General features: G+C 44.7%; 23 protein-coding genes. 8 read left to right on the forward strand and 15 right to left on the reverse strand.

What is annotated here, in order from left to right:
* Positions 1-48 precede the first annotated feature (48 nt).
* Together cls and uvsE are read left to right on the forward strand one after the other, a co-directional pair.
* Positions 49-1,236: a cardiolipin synthase gene (cls, locus tag AC0VX7_RS23060; RefSeq protein ID WP_475426091.1), complete on the forward strand. Its 1,188-nt coding sequence runs from the start codon at positions 49-51 to the stop codon at positions 1,234-1,236.
* A gap of 35 nt (positions 1,237-1,271) precedes the next feature.
* Positions 1,272-2,231, forward strand: a complete 960-nt coding sequence (uvsE, locus tag AC0VX7_RS23065; protein ID WP_475426092.1) for a UV DNA damage repair endonuclease UvsE — start codon at positions 1,272-1,274, stop codon at positions 2,229-2,231.
* Between the two features lie 238 nt (positions 2,232-2,469).
* Here uvsE and argS read toward each other — a convergent pair whose 3' ends face one another.
* Both argS and AC0VX7_RS23075 read right to left on the reverse strand, forming a co-directional pair.
* On the reverse strand, positions 2,470-4,140 hold the full coding sequence (gene argS / locus AC0VX7_RS23070; RefSeq protein WP_475426093.1) for an arginine--tRNA ligase: 1,671 nt from the start codon (positions 4,138-4,140) through the stop codon (positions 2,470-2,472).
* Positions 4,137-4,580, reverse strand: a complete 444-nt coding sequence (locus AC0VX7_RS23075) for a YwiB family protein (RefSeq protein ID WP_475426094.1) — start codon at positions 4,578-4,580, stop codon at positions 4,137-4,139. The genes argS and AC0VX7_RS23075 overlap by 4 nt, the downstream gene beginning before the upstream one ends.
* 236 nt (positions 4,581-4,816) lie before the next feature.
* On the opposite strand from AC0VX7_RS23075, the gene AC0VX7_RS23080 reads away from it, so the two are divergent.
* Positions 4,817-4,969 (forward strand): DUF1540 domain-containing protein, encoded by a 153-nt coding sequence (locus AC0VX7_RS23080; RefSeq protein ID WP_192471932.1) that lies wholly within the window; start codon positions 4,817-4,819, stop codon positions 4,967-4,969.
* Between the two features lie 320 nt (positions 4,970-5,289).
* Here the strand turns inward: AC0VX7_RS23080 and AC0VX7_RS23085 are convergent, their stop codons facing one another.
* The 3 genes from AC0VX7_RS23085 to speE form a co-directional block, all read right to left on the reverse strand.
* Positions 5,290-6,609: a short-chain fatty acid transporter gene (locus AC0VX7_RS23085; protein ID WP_475426095.1), complete on the reverse strand. Its 1,320-nt coding sequence runs from the start codon at positions 6,607-6,609 to the stop codon at positions 5,290-5,292.
* A gap of 336 nt (positions 6,610-6,945) precedes the next feature.
* Complete coding sequence (gene speB / locus AC0VX7_RS23090) at positions 6,946-7,818, reverse strand: agmatinase (protein ID WP_475426096.1); 873 nt, start codon at positions 7,816-7,818, stop codon at positions 6,946-6,948.
* A gap of 80 nt (positions 7,819-7,898) precedes the next feature.
* A complete protein-coding gene (speE, locus tag AC0VX7_RS23095; protein WP_475428232.1) occupies positions 7,899-8,726 on the reverse strand; it encodes a spermidine synthase in 828 nt (275 codons plus the stop codon).
* Positions 8,727-8,996: 270 nt separating this feature from the next.
* Between speE and AC0VX7_RS23100 the strand changes: the two genes are divergently transcribed.
* On the forward strand, positions 8,997-11,060 hold the full coding sequence (locus tag AC0VX7_RS23100; RefSeq protein ID WP_475426097.1) for a transglycosylase domain-containing protein: 2,064 nt from the start codon (positions 8,997-8,999) through the stop codon (positions 11,058-11,060).
* 228 nt (positions 11,061-11,288) lie between these two features.
* Here the strand turns inward: AC0VX7_RS23100 and AC0VX7_RS23105 are convergent, their stop codons facing one another.
* Together AC0VX7_RS23105 and AC0VX7_RS23110 are read right to left on the reverse strand one after the other, a co-directional pair.
* Positions 11,289-11,801, reverse strand: a complete 513-nt coding sequence (locus tag AC0VX7_RS23105) for a YwhD family protein (RefSeq protein ID WP_475426098.1) — start codon at positions 11,799-11,801, stop codon at positions 11,289-11,291.
* A gap of 23 nt (positions 11,802-11,824) precedes the next feature.
* The gene (locus tag AC0VX7_RS23110) at positions 11,825-12,412 is read right to left on the reverse strand and encodes a site-2 protease family protein (protein ID WP_475428233.1); all 588 of its coding nucleotides are present in this window, start codon (positions 12,410-12,412) and stop codon (positions 11,825-11,827) included.
* A gap of 204 nt (positions 12,413-12,616) precedes the next feature.
* On the opposite strand from AC0VX7_RS23110, the gene AC0VX7_RS23115 reads away from it, so the two are divergent.
* Positions 12,617-12,802, forward strand: a complete 186-nt coding sequence (locus AC0VX7_RS23115; protein WP_475426099.1) for a 2-hydroxymuconate tautomerase — start codon at positions 12,617-12,619, stop codon at positions 12,800-12,802.
* A gap of 596 nt (positions 12,803-13,398) precedes the next feature.
* Here the strand turns inward: AC0VX7_RS23115 and AC0VX7_RS23120 are convergent.
* The 3 genes from AC0VX7_RS23120 to AC0VX7_RS23130 all read right to left on the reverse strand — a co-directional run bounded on the left by AC0VX7_RS23120 (position 13,399) and on the right by AC0VX7_RS23130 (position 15,727).
* Positions 13,399-13,914 (reverse strand): YwgA family protein, encoded by a 516-nt coding sequence (locus AC0VX7_RS23120; protein ID WP_215032263.1) that lies wholly within the window; start codon positions 13,912-13,914, stop codon positions 13,399-13,401.
* Positions 13,915-13,932: 18 nt separating this feature from the next.
* Positions 13,933-15,249: an HD domain-containing protein gene (locus AC0VX7_RS23125; protein WP_475426100.1), complete on the reverse strand. Its 1,317-nt coding sequence runs from the start codon at positions 15,247-15,249 to the stop codon at positions 13,933-13,935.
* A 256-nt stretch (positions 15,250-15,505) separates the two neighbouring features.
* Positions 15,506-15,727 (reverse strand): YuzB family protein, encoded by a 222-nt coding sequence (locus tag AC0VX7_RS23130; protein WP_041964659.1) that lies wholly within the window; start codon positions 15,725-15,727, stop codon positions 15,506-15,508.
* 316 nt (positions 15,728-16,043) lie between these two features.
* Here AC0VX7_RS23130 and AC0VX7_RS23135 point away from each other — a divergent pair, with 316 nt between their 5' ends.
* Positions 16,044-16,910, forward strand: a complete 867-nt coding sequence (locus AC0VX7_RS23135; protein ID WP_475426101.1) for an RsfA family transcriptional regulator — start codon at positions 16,044-16,046, stop codon at positions 16,908-16,910.
* Positions 16,911-17,097: 187 nt separating this feature from the next.
* On the opposite strand, the gene lipL is transcribed toward AC0VX7_RS23135, so the two are convergent.
* Positions 17,098-17,943, reverse strand: a complete 846-nt coding sequence (gene lipL / locus AC0VX7_RS23140) for an octanoyl-[GcvH]:protein N-octanoyltransferase (RefSeq protein ID WP_475426102.1) — start codon at positions 17,941-17,943, stop codon at positions 17,098-17,100.
* A 113-nt stretch (positions 17,944-18,056) separates the two neighbouring features.
* The gene (gene pta / locus AC0VX7_RS23145) at positions 18,057-19,034 is read right to left on the reverse strand and encodes a phosphate acetyltransferase (RefSeq protein ID WP_475426103.1); all 978 of its coding nucleotides are present in this window, start codon (positions 19,032-19,034) and stop codon (positions 18,057-18,059) included.
* A 254-nt stretch (positions 19,035-19,288) separates the two neighbouring features.
* On the opposite strand from pta, the gene hemQ reads away from it, so the two are divergent.
* Together hemQ and gerQ are read left to right on the forward strand one after the other, a co-directional pair.
* Positions 19,289-20,032, forward strand: a complete 744-nt coding sequence (hemQ, locus tag AC0VX7_RS23150; protein ID WP_475426104.1) for a hydrogen peroxide-dependent heme synthase — start codon at positions 19,289-19,291, stop codon at positions 20,030-20,032.
* Between the two features lie 242 nt (positions 20,033-20,274).
* Complete coding sequence (gene gerQ / locus AC0VX7_RS23155) at positions 20,275-20,811, forward strand: spore coat protein GerQ (protein WP_215032277.1); 537 nt, start codon at positions 20,275-20,277, stop codon at positions 20,809-20,811.
* Positions 20,812-20,892: 81 nt separating this feature from the next.
* Here the strand turns inward: gerQ and AC0VX7_RS23160 are convergent, their stop codons facing one another.
* The 3 genes from AC0VX7_RS23160 to AC0VX7_RS23170 form a co-directional block, all read right to left on the reverse strand.
* The gene (locus tag AC0VX7_RS23160) at positions 20,893-21,264 is read right to left on the reverse strand and encodes a DUF423 domain-containing protein (protein ID WP_475426105.1); all 372 of its coding nucleotides are present in this window, start codon (positions 21,262-21,264) and stop codon (positions 20,893-20,895) included.
* 18 nt (positions 21,265-21,282) lie between these two features.
* Entirely contained in the window at positions 21,283-21,594 is a 312-nt protein-coding gene (locus tag AC0VX7_RS23165; RefSeq protein ID WP_475426106.1) for a YwdI family protein, read from the reverse strand.
* A gap of 188 nt (positions 21,595-21,782) precedes the next feature.
* Complete coding sequence (locus AC0VX7_RS23170; RefSeq protein ID WP_475426107.1) at positions 21,783-22,463, reverse strand: uracil-DNA glycosylase; 681 nt, start codon at positions 22,461-22,463, stop codon at positions 21,783-21,785.
* Positions 22,464-22,622 lie beyond the last annotated feature (159 nt).

A 22,622-nucleotide genomic window follows, 5' to 3' on the forward strand; every position in this document is an offset into this window, starting at 1 on the left:
CAATTTCGGCAAAAATAAAAGAAATACTTTCAAGGGAGCCGAATTGCTATGAATTTTGGATGGATTTTGATTGCAATAATAGCAGGGCTGGTCCTATGGCTCTACGCAGACTTCACGCTTGGCAGGAAAAAGCATCTGGCAAGTGCCAAAACAAATACGTTGCCAGTCCGGAAAAGCAACCTTGCCATTTTTGCGGAAGGTCCTAAATTGTTCGATGACCTTTTTTCGGAACTAAAAAATGCAAAGCAGCACATTCATATTTTGTTTTACATCGTCCAGGATGATAAAATCAGCCAGGAATTTCTCACTATTTTAAAAGAAAAAGTTAAAGCCGGGGTCGAGGTCCGCCTTATGGTTGATTGGGTGGGCAGCGGGCTAAAGCGCAAAACAATAAACTCGCTGAAGGCTGCTGGAGTGGAGTTCGCCTATTCCCAAATGCCCAAATTGCCTTTCCTGTTTTATTCTTCTCAGGTGCGGAATCACCGGAAGATCACCGTAATTGATGGACAGATCGCTTATCTCGGCGGCTTCAATATCGGCGAAGAATATAACAATCATGATCCGAAACTGTCTCCTTGGCGTGATTACCATCTGAAAATGACGGGTGAAGGAGTCACTGATCTGCAGTCAGAGTTCCTTGAGGATTGGCATGCAGCGGCAAAAGTCAATCTGCTGCAAAACATAGTCTACTTCCCTGCTCTTGAAAAAGGAGCAATTCAGCATCAGATCGTTCCTACTGAAGGCATCCTGCTTGAGGAAATGATGTCTGACCTGATTAGCAATGCAAAGACCTCTATTTTCATCGGGACACCGTACTTCATCCCGAGTAAAAGGGTTTTCAATTTATTAAGGGATGCGATCACAAGAGGTGTATCAGTTACGGTGCTTGTCCCGCTCGTTTCCGACCATGTACTTGTCAAAGAAGCATCACATCCATATCTGAGGACTCTGATCAAAGATGGAGCCGAAATCTACCAGTATTTAAATGGCTTTTACCATGCAAAGGTCCTGCTAGTGGATGATGAGGTTTGTGACGTTGGCACCGCCAATTTCGATAAAAGAAGCATGTTCTTGAATTATGAATTGAACTGCCTGATTTATGATGTTGCTTTTATAAAAAAAGTTAAAAGGATTTTGACAGAAGATATCCTGAACTCAAGGAAGGCTGCATTGGATGATTTCAACCGTGCGCTGCTGAAGGAAAAAGCAGCGAGTACAATATCCTACTTTTTGTAAAAGAACCGGCATCCAGGCATTGAAGGAGTGTACCTATGATTATTCGGTTGGGCTATGTATCCACCGCCATCAGCCTGTGGGATGCATCTCCCTCCAAGGCACTTACATTCGCTCGTTACAGTCAGCTGCCAAAGGAAGAACGGCATGAAAAGTTGCTTTCCGTAACCTACCAGAACCTGGTGAACACAGAAAGAATGATACACTACAATATCGCCCATAATATTCCCTTGTATCGCTTTTCAAGCTCGATTGCGCCGTTGGCAACCCATCCGGAGGTTAAATGGGATTATGTCACTCCGTTTCGGGATAAATGGCTTGAGATAGGCGCATTAGTGAAAAAGCATGGGGTGAGGACGAGTTTTCATCCGAACCAGTTCACCTTGTTCACATCTCCAAGGGAAGAAGTAACTGCAAATGCGATTCTTGATATGGAATACCATTATGGCATGCTGAAAGCAATGGGACTGGAAATGGAAGCAATCATCAATATCCATATTGGCGGAGCATACGGAAACAAAGAAGAAACAATTTTGCGCTTCCATGAAAACTTCGCCAAGCTGCCAGCGTATATCAAAAAAATCACCACGCTTGAAAATGATGATAAAACGTACAATGCAGAAGAAACACTGACAGCATGCTTGAAAGAGGATGTGCCATTCATGTTCGATTATCATCACCATATGGCTAATCTTTGTGAGGGTTCCCTGGAAAAGTTACTTCCCGCCGGCTTCGCAACCTGGGAACGAACTGGCCTGAAGCCTAAAATCCATATCTCCTCCCCTAAATCGGAAAAAGCATATCGATCACATTCGGATTATGTTGACTCAGAATTCATCCTGCCATTGATTGGTATACTGCGCGGCATCGGCCAGGATGTCGATTTCATGATCGAAGCGAAAGAGAAAGACAAAGCAGCGCTCAAGCTGGTTGAGGATTTGGCTAAAATACGGGGAGTTAAACGGATTGGCGGAGCTGTTTTGGAGTGGAAGACATAAAATAGCATGTTTTTTTATGAAAAAAATTTGACTTTATAGCGGGGAACTCATTTTTATAGCGGAAATCTTGATTTTATAGCGGAAAAAACTTTTTATAGCGAGAATTTGAATATTATAGCGAAACTCAACTTTTTATAGCGACTTTCTAATTTTTATAGCGAATTGGAAATTCCGCTTGATTTTTTCCAATTCCAAAAAGAGACCCAACCATCTTCGGCTGGGTCTCACTATTTTCAACTTACATCTTCTCCGGAGCAGATACTCCAATTATTTCAAGTGCATTCTTCAATGTGATCTGCGCAGTTTTGATCAGTGACAGGCGGGCCACTGTTCTTTCTTTATTGTCCAGATCCAATACTTTCTCAGCGTTGTAGAAGCTGTGGAATACGGATGCCAGTTCGAAAATGTAGTTAGAGATTCGATGCGGCATGCGCTTCTGTGCTGCTTCGGCAACGGCCAGCGGGAATTCGCCTAGCTTTTTCAGCAGGTCGATTTCCTTCTCGGACTGGATGTGCTTGAAATCTGCCTCGATGTCAAAAATCAAACCTTGCTCTGCTGCAGAACGCAGGATGCTGTTAATACGAGCATGTGCATACTGTGCGTAGAATACTGGGTTTTCATTGGACTGAGATACGGCCAAATCAAGGTCGAAGTCCATATGAGTGTCCGCGCTTCTCATCGCGAAGAAGTAACGAACTGCATCCAGGCCAACTTCATCAATCAGGTCACGCATTGTGACGGCCTTACCTGTACGCTTGCTCATCTTCATCTTCTCGCCATTCTTGTACAAATGGACGAGCTGGATGATTTCAACTTCAAGTGCATCCCGGCTATAGCCTAACGCCTCGATCGCTGCCTTCATACGAGGGATATAACCGTGGTGGTCCGCTCCCCAGATGTTGATCAGCTTTTCAAAACCGCGCTCAAGCTTGTCCTTATGGTAAGCAATATCCGGCAGTAGGTACGTGTAAGAGCCATCCTGCTTGATCAGCACGCGATCCTTGTCATCGCCAAGCTCTGATGAACGGAACCAAGTCGCGCCGTCCTCTTCATAGATATGGCCATTCGATCGCAGTGCATCAAGTGCCACGTCGATTTTCCCGTTTTGATATAGAGAAGTTTCTGAGTACCAAACATCGAACTTAACACGGAAGTTCTCAAGGTCTTGCTTCAGCTTTTCCATTTCGTATTTCAAGCCGTACTCACGGAAAGCGTCGAAACGTTCCTGATCAGGAACATTCACATACTTATCTCCGTACTCTTCAGCCAGGGTTTTCCCGATCCCGATGATATCCGCACCATGGTAGCCGTCCTCAGGCATCGGCTTGTCCATGCCAAGCGCCTGGAAGTAACGTGCCTCAACAGAAAGAGCCAAATTGTTAATCTGGTTTCCAGCGTCGTTGATGTAGTACTCTCGAGATACATCGTATCCAGCCTTAGCAAGCACATTGCACAGTGAATCACCGACAGCCGCGCCGCGCGCATGGCCAAGGTGAAGGTCGCCAGTCGGGTTGGCAGAAACGAACTCGACCTGGATCTTCTGTCCGTTTCCTACATTCGATGCACCATAATTGTCGCCTGCTTCAATGATTGCCGGAATCAAGTCCGTCAAATAACTGTTATCCATGTAAAAATTGATGAAGCCTGGTCCGGCGATTTCAATTTTCTCGATGGATGCTTTGCTTTTATCGAAGTTCTCGATCAGCTGCTCTGCAATCTGGCGAGGTGCTTTCTTCGCAACGCGCGCAAGCTGCATCGCCATATTCGTGGAGTAATCCCCGTGCGCTTTTTCCTTAGGCGTCTCTAAAATAACGGCCGGAATTTGCGCTTCCTCAGCTAGACCAGCTTTGATGATCGCCTGCTTGATTTCTTCCTTCAGCTTCAATTGAACCTGTTCAACTATATTCATTTGCCTTCCTCCTTATAATTGATCGTCAAATGGTATGTACCTGCAGTCGCGCCCTGTATTGCCATATCGTACAGCAAGTCCACATGGCCCTCCTGCTTTGTCTCGTTAAAATCAGTATCGAGCCGCTTCGTGAGCGCAGAAGTCTCGAGCAGCCCATATTGGGTCTGATAATTACCCGGAGTTTTTTTATTCAGCAGAAAAAGAAGCCTCATCTTGATCGCACCGCTGCGCAAAATCAGCACTTCATCCCCAGATATTTTTACCGTCGTATGGACATCCCCTTCCTCCATCACTTCATCATATTGGAGGTAAGAGCTGTTTGCCTTTTTATAGTATCGGCCAAAAGTGGTCAATTCAAAAGTTTCCTTCTCTTTGCCACTGTAAATCGCCGTTTTTACCGTCACCTTGACAGGAATCTGATCAGCGGGTTTACTAGACACCGTTAACACGCCCTTTTCTTGTCCAGCTTCAGCGCTTTGTCGATTATGACCAAGTCGCCTGTGCTTTTCTATCTTCATTATAACTTTATAAGTATAAATATTCTCCTTTGAAAGTGCAAGGAGCGCAGAGGGAATTGCCATATGAATCAGGAGGGAAATTCAGGTATACAAGTATAGGGTTAGTCCCCCTCTAAACCGGGTATTGATTATCAAAACCTTTTAAGGAGGTGGCATACATGAAAATCGAAGTTAAATGCGAAGTAGAAAACTGCAAATATTGGGCCGAAGGCGATCAATGTGTTGCCGATTCAATCCTTGTAGTAGCGAATACAGGAAAACAAGCACTAAATGAACGCGAAACCATTTGTGATACATTCGAAAAGATGTAATTAAGAGACTGGATAGCGCTGCTGTCCAGTTTTTTCATTCAGAATTGAATTATTCCGCGAAAATTTCAGTTGTTTCCATGAAAAAGTGGTTGGAATCAACGATAATCCATTAATTTTGCGAAATCGATTACTAGTTTTCCATTACAACTTAAAGATTCCGCGAAAATCTTAGTTTATTCCGCGAAAAACCCTTTGGATTCCGCGATATCCCACCTTAATTCCGCGAATTTCAGGCTTAATTCCGCGAACTGGAAATTATCCGCGATTTTTTCCAATTAGAAAAGGAGAAGCAATCTGCTCCTCCTCCAAAAAACCCCTAATTAGAAAAACAGCATTCCTGCCGAAATAACGATACCCGAAACAATCAGTGTCAATACACAGTATCCCATGATATCCTTTGCTTTCAGTCCGGCAATCGCCAGTGCAGGCAATGCCCAGAATGGCTGGATCAGGTTGGTCCACGCGTCGCCCCAGGCAACGGCCATCGCTGTTTTCGGGATGGATACTCCAAGGGTCTGGGCTGCTTCAAGCATGACTGGTGCCTGGACCGCCCACTGTCCTCCACCTGATGGAACGAAGAAGTTGACCAAACCCGCACTCAGGAAGGCGAAGAATGGGAATGTGAATTCATTCGAGATCGATACGAAACCTTCCGACATAACTGCAGCCAGTCCAGATGCTGTCATCATCCCCATGATTCCCGCGTAAAAGGGGAATTGGATGATGATTCCGCTTGCCCCTTTTACCGCGTTCACGACCGCCTCAAGGAAACGCTTTGGCGTGCCATGGAACAGGATACCGAGGAACAAGAACAGGAAGTTGACGATATCAAGATTCAGCTTAAATCCATTTGTAGCAAAATAGTAAAATAGAAACACAAGTCCAAAAATGCCGGTCAACAAGGAAACAATCCTGCTGTTCTCAAGCTTTTCGGCAGGCGTCATTGCTCCCTGCTCGAGGGCGGCAGCCTGTACGTCATTTTCCAGCAATACAGGATCGACCGTCACTGTTTGATCCTTCGACGGCATCATCAGGCGGTTAACAACTGGCAATACGAGAAGCAAGATTAAGATAATGAGTAGATTGAAGCCGGCAAAAATCGTCTGATCTGTCGAGATGATGCCAATCAAATCCTGCGAGAAGTGGCCTTTTGTCGCGATTGTCAGTGGAATTGAACCGGAAATACCGCCATGCCATACGATGAATCCAGCGTAAGCGCTTGCAATTAACAGCCTGTAATCCACGTTCTTAACCTTTTTCGCTAGTTCCTTCGCAAATAACGCTCCAATGACCAACCCAAATCCCCAGTTAATCAAGCTTGCAATCATGGAAACGACAGTGACAATGACGATCGCTTGCCCTGGAGATTTCGCAAGTGAAGCAAGTGCTCCCAGACCCTTTTTAAATACATTGCTGCTCGCCAGCACATGACCTGTAACCAGGACAAGCACCATCTGCATCGAGAACGTCAGCAATCCCCAGAATCCTCCGCCCCAATGCTGAACCATCTGGTACGGACCGCTGTCGGTAAAAATAAGCCCTAATCCAAATACAACAAAAGTTAAGATGATGACAAATAGAAACGGATCAGGCAAATAACGCTGCATGATGCGGTTGAAAAAAGAAACCAACATTTTCATCCTTTTTACCTCCTTTTTATTAGTTACTTACATAATCATTATATCTTCTATACTATTCAGAATTTTCCTTCCTATGAAAGTAACTATTAGTAACAGGTCGTTATTTTTTTGCATAAAGGCGTTTTCGTTAAGATTGTTGTTAAAATCCTAAAGCCGATTTTAACGTAATATATGCCCATTTTGCAGGTCGGTATTTTTCTCATAAGAAGCGTCATCTTTATAAAGGAATATAGGTAGTTCACTCCAATTTTGTATTCAATAGCAACAAAGTTTGAGAAAAGAGCCTACATAAAAAATCGCCCCCTTTTAAAAAGGGAGCGAAAGCGAAAACTAATTTTATTTTACAAAACCAAGCAGCATTTCACGGATGATTTTGCTTGCTGTGTTTGCTGTCATTTCGGATGTATCATAGATTGGCGCGACTTCGACAAGGTCTGCTCCGACTACGTTCACGCCTGAGTTTGCGATTGCATGGATTGATGCAAGCAACTCCTTGGAGGTGATGCCGCCAGCGTCGACTGTTCCTGTTCCAGGTGCATGTGCAGGATCAAGTACATCAATGTCGATCGTCACATATACCGGACGGCCAGCAAGCTTAGGCAATACTTCCTTTAAAGGCTCGAGAACCTCAAACTTGGAAATATGCATGCCCACTTCCTTCGCCCACTGGAATTCTTCTTTCATTCCAGAACGGATTCCGAATGAATAGACATTTTTCGGTCCGATGTGCTCGGCAATCTTGCGGATTGGCGTTGAGTGGGACAATGGCTCGCCTTCATAGTGTTCACGCAGGTCTGTATGGGCGTCAAAGTGGATGATGGCAAGGTCCTCATATTTTTTCGCAACTGCCTTCATGACCGGCCATGATACCAGGTGCTCGCCGCCCATTCCAAGCGGGAATTTCTCTTCCGCCAAAAGCTTGTCCACGTATTCCTCGATCAAATCAAGGCTTTTCTGGGCATTCCCGAATGGCAGCGGAATATCTCCTGCATCGAAATAGTTAAGATCCGCCATCTCGCGATCAAGATAAGGGCTGTACTCTTCAAGGCCGATGGATACCTCACGGATACGGGTTGGGCCAAAACGTGAACCCGGACGGTAGCTGACTGTCCAGTCCATTGGCATACCGTAAAGTACTGCCTTGCTTTCTTCAAAATTAGAATGGCTGCCGATAAACACATTACCTGAATATGCTTCATCAAAACGCATTCCCAACACCTCTTTCAATTTTTTTTTACAGTAAAACGGCCCCCGGATTTACCGGGAAGCCGAATAAAGATTGTGCTAAATTATTTTACAAGATCGCCAACGAATTTAGGTAATACGAAAGCTGCTTTGTGAAGCTCTTTCGTGTAGTACTTTGTTTCGATATCGTGGAAGCGGTCTTCGCTTACTTCAAGCGGGTCATGCTTCTTTGACCCAAGTGTGAATGCCCACATTCCGCTTGGGTATGTTGGGATGTTTGCAATGTAAAGGCGTGTGATCGGGAAGATTTCCTTAACATCCTTCTGTACATTGCGGATAAGGTCAGCCTTGAACCATGGGTTGTCAGACTGGGCAACGAAAATCCCGTCTTCCTTCAACGCTTTTGAGATTCCAGCGTAGAAGCCTTTTGTAAACAGGTTTACTGCCGGTCCAACTGGTTCAGTAGAGTCAACCATGATGACATCGTACTGGTTTTCGCTTTCTGCGATATGCATGAAGCCGTCGCCAACCTGAACATCAACGCGAGGGTCATCTAACTTGCCTGCGATTTCTGGCAGATATTTCTTAGAGTACTCGATGACCTTACCATCGATATCAACAAGAGTCGCCTTTTTCACGCCAGGGTGCTTAAGCACTTCGCGGATCACGCCTCCATCGCCGCCTCCAACAACTAGTACATGCTCAGGATTCGGGTGAGTGAACAACGGAATATGCGCAACCATCTCGTGGTAAACGAACTCATCTTTAACAGAAGTCATAACCATGTCGTCAAGAAGAAGCATATTGCCCCACTCTTCTGTCTCCACCATATCAAGCTTCTGGAATTCTGTCTGTTCTGTATGTAACGTCTTGTTCACTTTCATTGTAATACCAAAGTTCTCTGTCTGTTTTTCTGTAAACCAAAGACCCATTAATATCCTTCCTTTCGGCAAAAAAATTTCCGTTATGATGCGGCGAATTTCAGGCAATGGACTGATGAACTGTCCAAATTTATATAGTGCAAGCATGACGCTCTCATATTATTTTTTATGTTTCCCCAACATCACAAATACAAACATCAGAAAAAGTATAGTTGAATCTAGCAAAAATGCAAGCAAAATTTAATGATCTTTGATTCTATGTTTAAAATCTGGTGTTTTTTTTCATACTGATAATATCTATCTTTTTTAGGAGGAAGCATTATGGAGCTGATGACAGACCAGCGGTTTCGCAAGACGATTAAATATTTGCGTGCTTTGATTTTCTTCGGGCTTGCAGGACTTGCTTTGGCGACTGTACTCTACTTTTCCCTGATTGGGTATGCGAAGCTCCAGGGTCCGCCTCCTCTGGCCGTGCCGCAATCGACTTTGTTTTTCTCGGATGATGGAACGGTGATCGGCGAAAGTCACTCCGGCCAGAAACGCTATTGGGTTGCGCTCAAGGATATATCGCCTCATTTGATTAATGCGACGATTTCTATAGAGGATAAAACCTTTTTTAGCCATAACGGGTTTGATTATAAGCGAATTGCCGGTGCTGCGCTTGCTGACTTGAAGGCGATGGCCAAGGTTCAGGGGGCGAGCACGATCACTCAGCAATATGCAAGGAATCTTTATCTGGAACATGATAAGACTTGGAAACGGAAAGCGACAGAAGCGCTTTACACTTTGCGGCTTGAGATGAATTATTCCAAGGATGAGATCCTCGAAGGCTATCTAAATACGATTTATTATGGCAATGGTGCATACGGCATCCAGGCAGCAAGCCGTTATTATTTTGGCAAGGAGGCGAAGGAATTATCCCTGGCGGAAGCTTCCATGCTGGCGGGAATCCCTAAAGGTCCCAGCATCTACTCGCCTTTCGCTTCCATGGAAAAAGCAAAGCAGCGACAGCGCACCATTTTAAGTACGATGAAGACAAACGGCTATATCACTGAACTTGCCGCGCAAAAAGCGAGCATTGAAAAACTGAAGCTTGTCGGAGAGCATCAGCATTCACGGATTGGAGCGGCTCCTTACTTCCAGGACGCTGTACAGAATGCGCTCAAAAACTCATTGAATTTCGATGACCGGACCATTTCGCTCGGCGGACTGAGAGTTTATACAACTCTTAATCTTGACCAGCAGGAAATCGCCGAAAAATCCATAAGCAAAATGATTGCTTCAGATTCAGAAATCCAGGCAGGCTTCGTGGCGATGAACCCGAAGAATGGGCAAGTGTTGGCGCTTGTCGGTGGCAGGAATTATGAGGAGAGTCCGTTCAACCGTGCTGTGCAGGCTGTCAGGCAGCCAGGTTCGACAATGAAACCGATCCTGTATTATGCGGCACTCGAGAATGGCTTCACCCCATCTTCCACAATGAAAAGCCAGCTGACGACGTTCATGTTCGATGATGGACGTTCAGAATATACGCCGCATAATTTTAACAATAAATATGCGGAAGATGACATTACGATGGCGCAGGCTTTGGCGTTGTCGGATAATGTATACGCCGTGAAAACCCATCTGTTCCTGGGGGAAGAAACTCTCGTTGAAACAGCTAAACGTTTTGGAATCAAGTCGGATATGGACAATGTCCCATCGCTAGCCCTTGGCACCTCCGGGGTCAGGGTAATTGATATGGCCAATGCCTACAGTATTTTAGCGAATGGCGGCAAAAAAGTAGATCCCGTGCTGATCAAGAAGGTCGAAAACCATAAAGGCGAAGTGATTTACGAGTATAAGGCTGAAAAAGAAGAAGTATTGAAGCCGGAACTCGCCTCGGTGATGACCCATATGCTGACAGGCATTTTTGATAAAAAGCTTAATGGCTATTCTTCTGTTACAGGAAGCACGCTGATTAAAAAGATGACTCGGCCGTACGCGGCTAAGTCGGGGACGACCGAAACGGACAGCTGGATGATCGGCTATACCCCTCAGCTCGTTTCGGCTGTTTGGACAGGGTACGATAAAGGCAAGCCCATTGAACTGACAGTGGAGAAATCTTATGCGAAGAATATCTGGCTCGATTTTATGGAAAAAGCACTTGATGATGAGCCTGCTAAAAAATTCAAGGCAGCGAAAGGTACTGTTGCCGTCTATGTTGACCCTGCCAGTGGCAAGCTCGCTTCTGACGGATGTCCGGTAAAAAGACTGACATTATTCGCTGCAGGTACAGAGCCTACTGAATACTGCACCGATCATTTGGATCATGAAGAGCATAAGGAAGAAAAGCCTAGGAAGGAAAAGGAAAAGAAGCCTTGGTACAAGCGGATTTTCGGGTTGTAGAGGATTCTCTATAACATACTTCGTCAACAACAATTATCTCACTATAATAACCTTTTCAAAAGAAAAACCCCGGAAGCAAGCCTCCGGGGTTTTTCTCGTCCTAGCATAAAATGTGTTTTACGCTGATATCAGTTTACTTTTTTTATTGCATTTGAGCAAGCCAGATATTGTCACTTGCTGTTAAATGTCACAATTTAGACAAATTATTAGGAGAATTATCCAAATATATTAATTTGCTAATAAATCGCTCTTCAGCTTGTCTTCAGAACGCTCCCACATTCCTGGATCATGATTTTTCAGGAAATCAGCTAGGATCTGTTTTGATTTTTCATCCATATGGTCCACAATGATATGGCGCTTGATAGACTTATCAAGACGGTTCACATGTTCAGGCAGCAATTTGTAGCCGCGGCGGATTTCGCGGTTGACGGTCATTTCACAAGCTGTGACACCTGCATAATAAGGACCTTCTTCCTTCCTGTCAATCGTCACCCAGACTACCCAATATGGCTTTCCACCAGGCACTTCATTTCGGTCAGGGAGAAACTTGATTCCTTTCTCAACAGCACTGCGCGCGTGCATCGCACCAACTTCTACAGCTGCCTCGCCCGCATCCACGTCAATGATGACCGGCGAAACATTATCAAGTGTGAGAACACCTTTTCCAAAGCCCTTATGTCCGTCCATCGGGTCATTTTTGATAATATTGAAGCCAATATTCTTGCCCTTTTTTTCTTCCATGTTGGAAACCTCCTTAAAATGTATCAGAAAAATAGATTGTATATTCCATCAGTCACAGCCGGAATCAAATAGTAGAAAATTGGCTGGATTGTATATTGGTCAAGGGGCGTGATCACAAGTATCAAGAAAATAATCGATCCATACGCTTCATACTGGGACATTTTTGCCCTGATGTCCGCTGGTGCCAGGTCCTCGATGATTCGGTAACCATCAAGCGGCGGGAACGGCAACAGGTTGAAGACGAACAGCATCGCATTCAGTCCGATAAAGATATTGAGGAAGTCCAGGAAAAACTCTGGAACCCCAGGCGCCAATCCAAGCATCACAAATATGTACCAGATGGCAAATGCCAGGAAGACAAGAATAAGATTGCTTACTGGCCCGGCAACCGACACGAGCACTCCGGCAAGCTTTGGATTTTTGAACATGAAGCGATTGACCGGAACCGGTCTTGCCCAGCCGAATCCAGCGATGAAAATCAAGATAGTACCCAGCGGGTCCAAATGCTTGATCGGATTCAGTGTCAATCGTCCCTGTCTCTGGGCGGTCGGGTCGCCAAACTTATACGCAACCCAGGCGTGCGCGAATTCATGAACCGCGAAAGCAATCATCAATGCGGCAGCCACATACGGAATTTCCTCTAACGAATAGGGTAAGCTCACATTCCATTCCCCTTTTTTGTCTTTTCATTAAAGTATAACTCATTCTTTACTGAATGTGAAAAAGACAATCTTGCACCGAACTTGCGAATTTTCGCGAATTATGAAAAACTCAATTTAGATTAATCTATCAACCATTTCAAGGAGGCAATTCATATGCCATACGTAACAGTAAAAATGATTGAAGGCCGCACAGAGGACCAAAAGAAAGCGCTTGTTGAAAAGGTAACGGACGCTGTCAGCGAAACAACCGGCGCGCCCAAAGAGAAAGTCGTCGTGTTCATCGAGGAAATGACGAAGAACCACTATGGTGTTGCAGGCAAGCGGTTGAGTGACGAGTAGGAACGAACGAAAAGCTCAGATGATTCTGGGCTTTTTTCTTTTATGTGACCCGTTTACTTGTGCCTTCCCTTTTCCAGGCACATGCTTCCCTTTCTTGTGACCGTGATCCTTGATTTCCCCTTTTCACGGGAACATGTTTCTCTTTCTTGTGACCGTGATCCTTGATTTCCCCTTTTCACGGGCACATGTTTCTCTTTCTTGTGACCGTGATCCTCGATTTCCCCTTTTCACGGGAACATGTTTCCCTTTCTTGTGACCGTGGTCAACGATTTCCCCTTTTCACGGGCACATGCTTCCCTTTCTTGTGACCGTGAACCGCCGTTTCCTCTTTTCACGGGCACATGTTTCCCTTTCTTGTGACCGTGGTCAACGATTTCCCCTTTTCACGGGAACATGCTCCCCTTTCTTGTGACCATGAACCGCCGTTTCCTCTTTTCACGGGCATATGTTTCCCTTTCTTGTGACCGTGGTCCTCGATTTCCCCTTTTCACGGGCACATGCTGTATACTGCCTAACTAACCCTTATTCAACTAAACAAAAAACCGAGCACAAAACCCAATAAAAGGTCCCATACTCGATCAATAATAAAAATATTTTTATGCCAACAATTGCTTTGACTTATTTTTCAAGCTCGCAATATACGCATATGCTTCATCAATTTCTTCATCTGTGTACTTCTGGCTCTTTTTTACTGTCTGGATTTTTTCCCGGACTTCAGCTTCTGGCAAGTTATCAAAATACAAAACAGTTGAAACGAGTTCAAGGAATCTTGCATTCTGATCGTTGATGTCGGTGAGGCAGTCACCAAGGCATGGCATTTCGACGCTGTTTTCACCGAGGAATTCCTGGCCTGATTCTGTCAATGTGTAGCGGTACTGGTAGTAGCCGCCTTTCTTTTCCTTCACTTCGTCCAAAAAGCCCATGTTGCAAAGTTCTTCCACCCGCAATGTAAGTTCTTCGGAATATGGTCCGTAAAAATGGAACTGGAAGCGTTCCTGGAACGGGAATTCCATCTTTTTTGCGATATAGATCATTTTCTGCAGCTTTTTCCTGCCGATGACCTCTCCGGAAACTGAAATGGCATGTATGATTTTAGCGTGGTCTTTTAGCAAAACGCGTCAACTCCTGTATCAAATGGTCCCATTGTCTAAGTTCAGCTCAAGAATCTGTACAATCTGTTCAATCTCAGGGCGTGCTTTCTCCTTTTCCAGGAAATCGGAAGGATAATATAGTTTATGGTCTGTCCGTCTTTTACCTGAAATGGCGTCGACAATATCAGACTCTCTCGAAAGCTCGCGAATTTCGCCGTTTTTCTTCAGCAGATGGATCGGAAGGCGTTCTTCCTCTTCACCCGGACGGTAAAAATCGTAAGGCAGGTCTGATGATGAATCGACCACCAGGTAATATTCAGGATCCAGTCCCGCCTGCTCGAATAACATGGAAAGCTTCGCAAGCTTCTTGTATTCCTTGGCAGGGTCGAACTCGACATATTTAAAAAGATTGCGGTTATTGAAGCGGCGGCACAAATCGCTCAGGATTTCGTCCTCTTCTTCCTCCCAACTCTGGAAATAGTAGAGGAACACGGCTTCATCCAACTTTAAATAGTCTTCCAGCGTCATGCGATCTTCAAATATTGAATAAAAATGATGCGGTTTATGTTTAAAGGTGTAGTTTTGCTCGTGAAGGTGTTTGGCACGGTGCAGAATTTTCGTCAGTATGACCTCGGCACTCCTAGTCACTGGATGGAAATAAACCTGCCAGTACATCTGATAGCGGCTCATTATGTAGTCCTCGACAGCATGCATCCCGCTTTGCTTGATCACGACCTGGTCCTCGCGCGGACGCATCACACGCAAAATCCGTTCCATATCAAAATGTCCGTAGCTGACTCCGGTAAAATAGGCATCCCTTTGCAGGTAATCCATCCTGTCAGCATCAATCTGGCTTGAAATCAGGCTGATGACAAGCTTGTTCTCATACGTTTTTTCAATGACCTCAGCGACTTTTTTCGGGAAGTCCGGCGCCACTCTCGATAGCACTTGATTCACTTCTGTATCGCCAAGGATGATTTCCCTGGTAAAATCCTCATGGTCAAGGTCGAATACCTTCTCGAACGAATGCGAGAACGGCCCATGGCCAAGGTCATGAAGCAAGGCCGCGCATAATGATAAAAGGCGCTCCCCTTCGTTCCATTCAGGACGGGACGCAAACGCATTGTCGACAATCCGGCGCGTGATTTCATAGACGCCCAGAGAATGGTTGAACCGGCTGTGTTCAGCTCCGTGGAAGGTTAGGTATGTCGTGCCGAGCTGCTTGATCCTTCTCAGGCGCTGGAACTCCTTCGTTCCGATCAGATCCCAGATCACCCGGTCACGGACATGGACATAGCGGTGTACTGGATCTTTGAAAACTTTTTCTTCAAATAGCTTTTCTTCCGAATATCCCATCGTTCTCCTTCTTCCTGATTAGCTTGTTTTTATTATAGCCTGTTTCGTTCGTCAAATCATCTCGATTTTCTGCAAATTTTTACAAAAATTGCATATACAAATGCAGAAACTTTCCCTATTCCCTTTCATTCCTATATACCCGGAGTTATAAACTAGTTTGCAAGTTTCCCTGGAAAAAAAATCACCTCTAAACGGTTGTTTAAAGGTGATTTATATAGGCTTTTATTAGGAAGCCATTATATTAAAGATAAAAAACTTATTTAAGCTTCTTCTGGACTTTCTCCATAAGCTCTTCTTCTGTCATTGCAGCAACTGGCCGGTTATTGACGAAGGCGAATGTTTTTTTTCTGCCTGGTCCGCAATAAGACTGGCAGCCGATGTCGACAGTCGCTTCAGGATCCAGCTGTTTCAGCTTCGGAATCAATGTTTTAAGGTTTACGGCCTGACAATCGTCGCAAACACGGAATTCGTTTGCCATTTAGGACAACCCTTTCTATAAATACTGTCAAGCGCCAGCGCCAGCCTCTCAAATCACAAGCATTCTCCCTGCAAAAATCAGGAAAGCCTGTACGCCTCCGCTTTTCGTTTTAGACTAAAGGGTATTTTACCTCTTATTCAAGATGAATGCAAGCTGTTGAACAGGTCCATTTGCTTATCTATTTAAATGAAAAACACGTATTTTACGCAAAAAATCTACTATCCTTCCATTTCACGATGTATAAGCTTTCCAATTTCCGGACAAGATTGAGATATAAGTTTTAATAGTTGACCAAAGTAAAAGGGAGTTGAAGGAAATGAAGACACGCCAGGATGCCTGGACGGAAGAAAATGATTTATTGCTAGCTGAAACCGTGCTGCGACATGTAAGAGAAGGCAGCACACAATTGAATGCATTTGAAGAGGTGGGCGACAAGCTCGACCGCACTTCAGCCGCCTGCGGATTCCGCTGGAACGCAGTCGTTAGGCATAACTATGAAAAAGCATTGCAGCTAGCGAAAAAGCAGAGAAAACAGAGACAGAGAATCCTAGGAAAAGACCAAGGCGGCAAGAAGAAACTGCTTTACAATCCACCGGTGCCTACGCTGGATGAAAGTTTGACAGGTTCGCTGCCAGCGGTGGAGCAGGAAGAAGCTCAACCAACCTTTGACCTGTCCATGCTCGAACAGGACGACAAGCAGATTGACGCAGCACTTATGGCTGAAATGCAAGATTTAATGAACAAGAAGCAGGAACAAAAGGACTACTCTACTGAAGCAGCTGCCGAAATGGCCGAAATGCCTGCCCAGGAGAAGAAAACAACTGTAACCCAGACGACACATACACCACCGGTCCGCCACACTGTTCCTCCAACCGGCATGACAATGGGACATGTGATCGCTTACTTGCAAAGCCTAAGTGGTTCATCGCTTCAGGTAGATATTTATAAGAGTGAGAATGAAAGATTGAAGCGTGAAATCAATAGTTTAAGGAAACATAACGAAGAACTGCAAGGAAAAATAAACAGGCTTGAAGAAAATACGAACACGATGCAGGAAGATTACGAAACACTGATGAAAATCATGAACCGCGCCCGAAAGCTCACCCTGTTTGAAGAAGAAGAACGTTCGGCAACAAAGTTCAAGATGGACCGCAACGGCAATCTCGAAAAAGTAGCGGAATAGAAATTTAATTGCTAAATAGATAGATGGTAGATGGAGAACGAGTTATGGCAACAGCCCCCTCTTAAGCTCTTATGAGACTTTTAAATTAGGAACTTGTATATTTCAATTGTGAAAGGTCTCCGAAAAGAGCCTAAAACAAGCCGGAAAACATTGGTTTTCCGGCTTTTATATATTATTCTGGATTGGGCTACTCCCTTGGCTCGAGGAATTTCTCATTCCGCTCAATGACCCGGTTATAGTAGTGATCAAACAATTCAATCTCATAGCCGTCCAGGTAGCCTGATACCAGCTGATCGCTGTTGGCGTTCAGGAATTTTAAAAACCTCAGCATTACATCCTGAATACTCATTTCAACGCCAAATAGTTCGGAAAGCGACGCCATCACTTCTGGCTGGACATCCGGATAGATGAATTTAGTCTGTTCACCTTTTTTAGAAGTGTCATAAAACTCACGGATCAATTCAGCTCTCTTACTTCCACTCCCAGTCACACAAAGATAGATTTGCACGGCGACCCCTTTTTTCAGGCGGCGCTGCGAGATTCCGGCAAATTTTTTCCCGTTAATGCTTAGATCATAGCTTCCCGGACAATAGGACGCAGAAATCTCCCTTGCCTCTATATCTTTATTAAAATCAGCAAACATTTCCTTGATCAATAACCACATAGCATCATAGCCACGGTTGATATCTATCCCCTTTTCCTTCTCAGGTAAAATAAGTGATAGATTCAGGACACCTTCATCGAGCACGACGGCAAGTCCGCCAGAGTTGCGAACAATATATTGGTAGCCCTGCTCCTGAAGATAATTCAGTCCCTCCTGGAGATGGGGCAGCCTTGTATCCTGGATGCCAAGGACGACCGTGTCATGGTGCACCCACGCTCTCGCGGTGGCGGGTGACTGGCCTGTACCGACCGATTCGCATAATGTATCGTCAGTCCCAAACGACTGAAGAGCATGAAAGTGTGCACCAAGCACCGACTGGTCGATCAATCTCCATTTATCCTGACGCAATAAATTGAGCGCCTCATCCATCGTGATTTCCTCTTTTCTTTCTGTATCTTTCCGTTGATATTATAGCATATAGGGGAAAATCGGCCTCATTAAAAAAGCCGATCGAAAAATCCGACCGACTAGAACGCTTTATATTACTTGCTAAGTGCCTGAGCTGCTGTGATCAACGCCAGCTTGTATACATCTTCTTCACTACAGCCGCGGGACAGGTCGTTTACCGGGCGGTTCAAGCCTTGTAAAATTGGGCCAACTGCTTCAAATCCTCCTAGACGCTGAGCGATTTTATAGCCGATATTGCCTGCTTCAAGGCTTGGGAATACAAATACATTCGCATTACCCTGGATCACTGAATCCGGAGCTTTCTTTTCAGCAACAGATGGAACGAATGCCGCGTCGAATTGGAACTCTCCGTCAACAATCAATAACGGGTCACGGAGCTTTGCTTCTTCGACTGCTTTAGAAACTCTTTCAGTTTCAGGTGAAACCGCAGAACCCTTTGTTGAAAAGCTGAGCATTGCCACTCTTGGTTCGACATCGAACATCCTTGCTGTCTTCGCACTTTCAACCGCGATTTCTGCTAGGTCCTGGCTGTCAGGAGCAATGTTGATCGCACAGTCAGCGAAGACATACTTCTCATCTTCACGCACCATAATGAAGACTCCAGACGTCTTGCGCACGCCTTCCTTCGTTTTGATGATCTGCAATGCAGGTCTTACCGTATCCGCAGTGGAGTGCGCTGCGCCACTTACAAGGCCATCTGCTTTGTTTGAGTACACGAGCATTGTTCCGAAGTAATTTTCATCAAGCAAAATTTTGCGTGCTTGCTCTTCCGTCGCTTTTCCTTTACGTCTTTCAACAAATGCAGCCACAAGCTCATCCATCATTGCAAAATTTACGGGATCGTAGATTTCAACCGCTTCAAGTGATACATCCATATCGGCTGCTTTCGCCTGGATCTGTTCAATATTACCCACTAAAATAGGTGTTAATACACCATCTGCAGCCAGTCTGCCAGCCGCTGCTAAAATCCGTTCGTCGAGGCCTTCCGGAAACACGATCCGCAAATTTTGTCCGCTTAATTTGGCTTTTAAGCCTTCAAATAAATCACTCATGCTGACTCCTCCTTTTATCTATACCTCTAGCATACTTTACCAACCTTAAAATTCAAGAATGTTACCGTTTACAACCTTGAAGTCTTTTTATTGTAAATTTTCAAGCATGTTTTCCTGCCCCTTTTACTATTTGCAATCTTTAACAAAATATCCTTTTTCCGCGCAGTATAAACAATCAGGGTTTTATTAGCATGATGAATGGAGAAACTATGATATGATATTGGTATATTGATGATTTTTAGGAGTGATATAAAATGACTGAAGCAGCACAAACTTTAGATGGCTGGTATGCCCTTCATGATTTCCGCACTGTAGATTGGACAACCTGGAAGATGCTTCCAGCTGAAGAGCGCCAGGAGATCACCCAGGAATTCCTTGGTCTTGTTGAAAAATGGAACAAGACACAGGCAGAAAAGCAAGGAAGCCATGCACTATATACGATCGTTGGCCAAAAAGCAGATTTCATGATGATGATCCTGCGTCCAACTATGGAAGAATTGAATGAAATCGAAACAGAATTCAACAAGTCCAAACTTGCTGAATACACAATCCCTGCTCATTCTTATGTTTCTGTTGTCGAGCTGAGCAATTACCTGCCAGCTGGCGAAGATCCATACCAGAACCCGCAAATCCTTGCACGCCTTTACCCAGAGCTTCCAAAGGCAAAGCATGTTTGCTTCTATCCGATGGACAAGCGCCGCCAGGGCGAAGACAACTGGTACATGCTTCCGATGGAAGATCGCCGCAACATGATGCGCAGCCATGGCATGATCGGCCGCCAGTATGCTGGCAAGGTTAAGCAAATCATCACAGGCTCTGTAGGCTTCGACGACTACGAGTGGGGCGTAACCCTGTTTGCGGACGATGTCCTTCAATTCAAGAAGCTTGTATATGAAATGCGCTTTGACGAAGTCAGCGCCCGCTATGGCGAATTTGGTTCATTCTTCGTAGGAAACCTGCTAGAAGAAGACCGTGTAGCAGCATACTTGAACGTATAAAACAAAAAATTGAAACCCCAGGCATTTTGCCTGGGGTTTTTTTGTGTTTTGGCCATGGAACTTCCTATCGAAAAGAGTTTTGTTTTTAAATGTTCGAGTCATAAAATCAAGCTTTCCTCATATGTATTGAATAGTGAGAATTCATTTTACTTGTACCCCAACCTGTAAAGCTCAATTTCACCATTTACATAAATAAAGGTGAATTTGAAGGAAAGGAAAAATACTTTTAAGGAGGCTACACAATGACTCAATACAATAACCCCTATTATAACTACAGAACATATCCACAAATGTACCAGCCGTATAGCGGCAAAGAAGATCAGTCAACTGTTCAAGGGCAGATGGCACAGATGGGACAGATGGGACAAATGGGGCAAGCGGGATACCCACAAGCAACGCCGTTCCCAGCCCAATCGGGTGGGGTCATGCCTGGTGTTTCCATGCCAGGTGGTGCGATGCCTGGTGCAGGGGCAGGTGCCCAGGTCCCTGGAATGCTTCCAATTGAAGCATCCTATATTGAGAATATCCTTCGGTTGAATAAAGGCAAGCTCGCTACCGTCTACGCGACTTTTGAAAACAACACGGAATGGAACGCGAAAATTTTCCAGGGGATCATCGAAGCTGCTGGAAGAGATCACCTGATCCTTAGTGACCCACAAACAGGAAAGCGGATTCTAATGCCGATGATTTACCTTGATTACGTCACATTCGATGAAGAAATCGAGTACGACTATCCATTCGGCGGCGGAGCCGGATTGACTGCTTATCCACCAAGATAATGAAGCTAAAAGGAGCACACCAAAATGGCGTGCTCCTCTTCATCTTTATTGCTTGTAATCCAATTTCCAAACCTGCATTTATTACAAGTACTTCACAGAGGCAATCATCAGCAATACCCAGGCTGCCAGGAAGGCTACACCGCCAAGTGGGGTGATTGCACCAAGGATGCTGATTTTTGTGACACTTAGGACATAGAGGCTGCCGGAGAATAACACAATCCCAATCAGCATCAGCCAGCCGGACCAGGATAGAAGCGCACTGGCCGGAAGCTTTCCTAAAAGAACTCCAATGATTAAAAGTCCAGTTGCATGGAACATCTGGTATGTAACGCCTGTTTTCCAGGTTTCTAAATATTTTGGCTCAACCTTGCCTTCAAGTCCATGTGCACCAAATGCTCCAAGTGCAACTGCCAGGAAAGCATTGATGGCTCCGATCAATATAAATAACTTCATCTCTTTCACCTCATAAAATTAGAAATCGAAGAGCGAGTCTCCGTTTGCGTTATCTTCCATCTCCAGCTTTTTAGGCTGCGGAATCATTTGTGACGGCTGATTTACAGGTATCTGCTGCTGAGGAATGATAGGCTGTGCCGTGACAAATTGCTGTGCCCCCTGTCCTACAGGTGTTGTAACATCTCCGCCCGACGGTTCATCAAGGACGAGCTCACAAAGCGTTTTAATCGAGTGGATTCTTTCCCGCTGGACTGCCTCCGACTCCGCAGATTTTGCCCGCTTTAATTCCTCTTCCATCTTCAGTAATAATTTTTGCAGTGAAATATTCATCGACTCACCTCCACAGGGTGTTATATATGTATATCCTACGAATCCTGTAATAGTTGTACCGTTCCATTCTACAACAATTCACATGTTTTTTCGACTTTCGGGATGGATCCTAACGTAACTTTAATGTAAGTTTCACGTGAAACATGTCGATTATTTCTCATGTAAAAAACTCTGGTTTCCCAGAGTTCTTAACTTTTCATGTTTTCAATCTGCCAGTCAATCTCTTGTTCTCCCTGCTCTTTCAGCAGTTCGTTCACCTTAGAAAAAGGCTTGCTGCCGAAGAAGCCTCTTCTTGCTGACAGCGGACTTGGATGGACAGACATGATGATTTTGTGTTTGTTCTCGTCTATCAACTTTAGCTTACTTTGGGCCGGCTTGCCCCAGAGGATGAATATCACCGGCTTCTCGCGCTCGTTTAACAGGGTAATCACCTTATCGGTAAAATGTTCCCAGCCTTTTCCTCTGTGTGAATTAGCTTCCCCTTCCCTTACTGTAAGGACAGTATTTAAAAGAAGCACACCTTGCTCCGCCCATTTTTTTAAATAACCGTTATCCGGAACTTCATAGCTAAGGTCGGTATTCAGCTCCTTAAAGATGTTTCGAAGCGAAGGCGGAATCTTAACACCAGGTTTTACCGAAAAGCTCAAACCATGTGCCTGTCCATGGCCATGATATGGATCCTGACCGAGAATCACAACTTTTACATCCTCATAATCGGTGAACCTCAAAGCGTTAAAAATATTATCTTTTTCTGGAAAGATTGTCTTGGTTCGATATTCTTCTATTAAAAACTCTCTCAACTCAAGATAGTAGGCTTTTTCAAATTCCTCTGCCAGCAGAGGCTCCCAACCATTATTTAAAAGTGCCATCGTGAACCAGCTCCCTTCATTTCTATCCAACTACCCATTATTTTCAAAATATATGTGAACAATTCCCAGTATGTTTAATAAAGCTTATACCGGTTATATAAATAGTGTAGACGGTGAAAGCTAAAAAAGCTTCCCAAAACTAGTATAGGTAAAAAATTT

This window comes from Mesobacillus sp. QJM3NY_10, assembly GCF_056173465.1.

Excerpts from the sequence above, each read along its gene's own strand:
- cls (WP_475426091.1), top strand. The coding sequence starts at position 49 with ATGAATTTTGGATGGATTTTGATTGCAATAATAGCAGGGCTGGTCCTA.
- uvsE (WP_475426092.1), top strand. The coding sequence starts at position 1,272 with ATGATTATTCGGTTGGGCTATGTATCCACCGCCATCAGCCTGTGGGAT.
- argS (WP_475426093.1), bottom strand. The coding sequence starts at position 4,140 with ATGAATATAGTTGAACAGGTTCAATTGAAGCTGAAGGAAGAAATCAAG.
- AC0VX7_RS23080 (WP_192471932.1), top strand. The coding sequence starts at position 4,817 with ATGAAAATCGAAGTTAAATGCGAAGTAGAAAACTGCAAATATTGGGCC.
- AC0VX7_RS23085 (WP_475426095.1), bottom strand. The coding sequence starts at position 6,609 with ATGAAAATGTTGGTTTCTTTTTTCAACCGCATCATGCAGCGTTATTTG.
- speB (WP_475426096.1), bottom strand. The coding sequence starts at position 7,818 with ATGCGTTTTGATGAAGCATATTCAGGTAATGTGTTTATCGGCAGCCAT.
- speE (WP_475428232.1), bottom strand. The coding sequence starts at position 8,726 with ATGGGTCTTTGGTTTACAGAAAAACAGACAGAGAACTTTGGTATTACA.
- AC0VX7_RS23100 (WP_475426097.1), top strand. The coding sequence starts at position 8,997 with ATGGAGCTGATGACAGACCAGCGGTTTCGCAAGACGATTAAATATTTG.
- AC0VX7_RS23105 (WP_475426098.1), bottom strand. The coding sequence starts at position 11,801 with ATGGAAGAAAAAAAGGGCAAGAATATTGGCTTCAATATTATCAAAAAT.
- AC0VX7_RS23110 (WP_475428233.1), bottom strand. The coding sequence starts at position 12,412 with ATGATTGCTTTCGCGGTTCATGAATTCGCGCACGCCTGGGTTGCGTAT.
- AC0VX7_RS23115 (WP_475426099.1), top strand. The coding sequence starts at position 12,617 with ATGCCATACGTAACAGTAAAAATGATTGAAGGCCGCACAGAGGACCAA.
- AC0VX7_RS23125 (WP_475426100.1), bottom strand. The coding sequence starts at position 15,249 with ATGGGATATTCGGAAGAAAAGCTATTTGAAGAAAAAGTTTTCAAAGAT.
- AC0VX7_RS23130 (WP_041964659.1), bottom strand. The coding sequence starts at position 15,727 with ATGGCAAACGAATTCCGTGTTTGCGACGATTGTCAGGCCGTAAACCTT.
- AC0VX7_RS23135 (WP_475426101.1), top strand. The coding sequence starts at position 16,044 with ATGAAGACACGCCAGGATGCCTGGACGGAAGAAAATGATTTATTGCTA.
- lipL (WP_475426102.1), bottom strand. The coding sequence starts at position 17,943 with ATGGATGAGGCGCTCAATTTATTGCGTCAGGATAAATGGAGATTGATC.
- pta (WP_475426103.1), bottom strand. The coding sequence starts at position 19,034 with ATGAGTGATTTATTTGAAGGCTTAAAAGCCAAATTAAGCGGACAAAAT.
- hemQ (WP_475426104.1), top strand. The coding sequence starts at position 19,289 with ATGACTGAAGCAGCACAAACTTTAGATGGCTGGTATGCCCTTCATGAT.
- gerQ (WP_215032277.1), top strand. The coding sequence starts at position 20,275 with ATGACTCAATACAATAACCCCTATTATAACTACAGAACATATCCACAA.
- AC0VX7_RS23160 (WP_475426105.1), bottom strand. The coding sequence starts at position 21,264 with ATGAAGTTATTTATATTGATCGGAGCCATCAATGCTTTCCTGGCAGTT.
- AC0VX7_RS23165 (WP_475426106.1), bottom strand. The coding sequence starts at position 21,594 with ATGAATATTTCACTGCAAAAATTATTACTGAAGATGGAAGAGGAATTA.
- AC0VX7_RS23170 (WP_475426107.1), bottom strand. The coding sequence starts at position 22,463 with ATGGCACTTTTAAATAATGGTTGGGAGCCTCTGCTGGCAGAGGAATTT.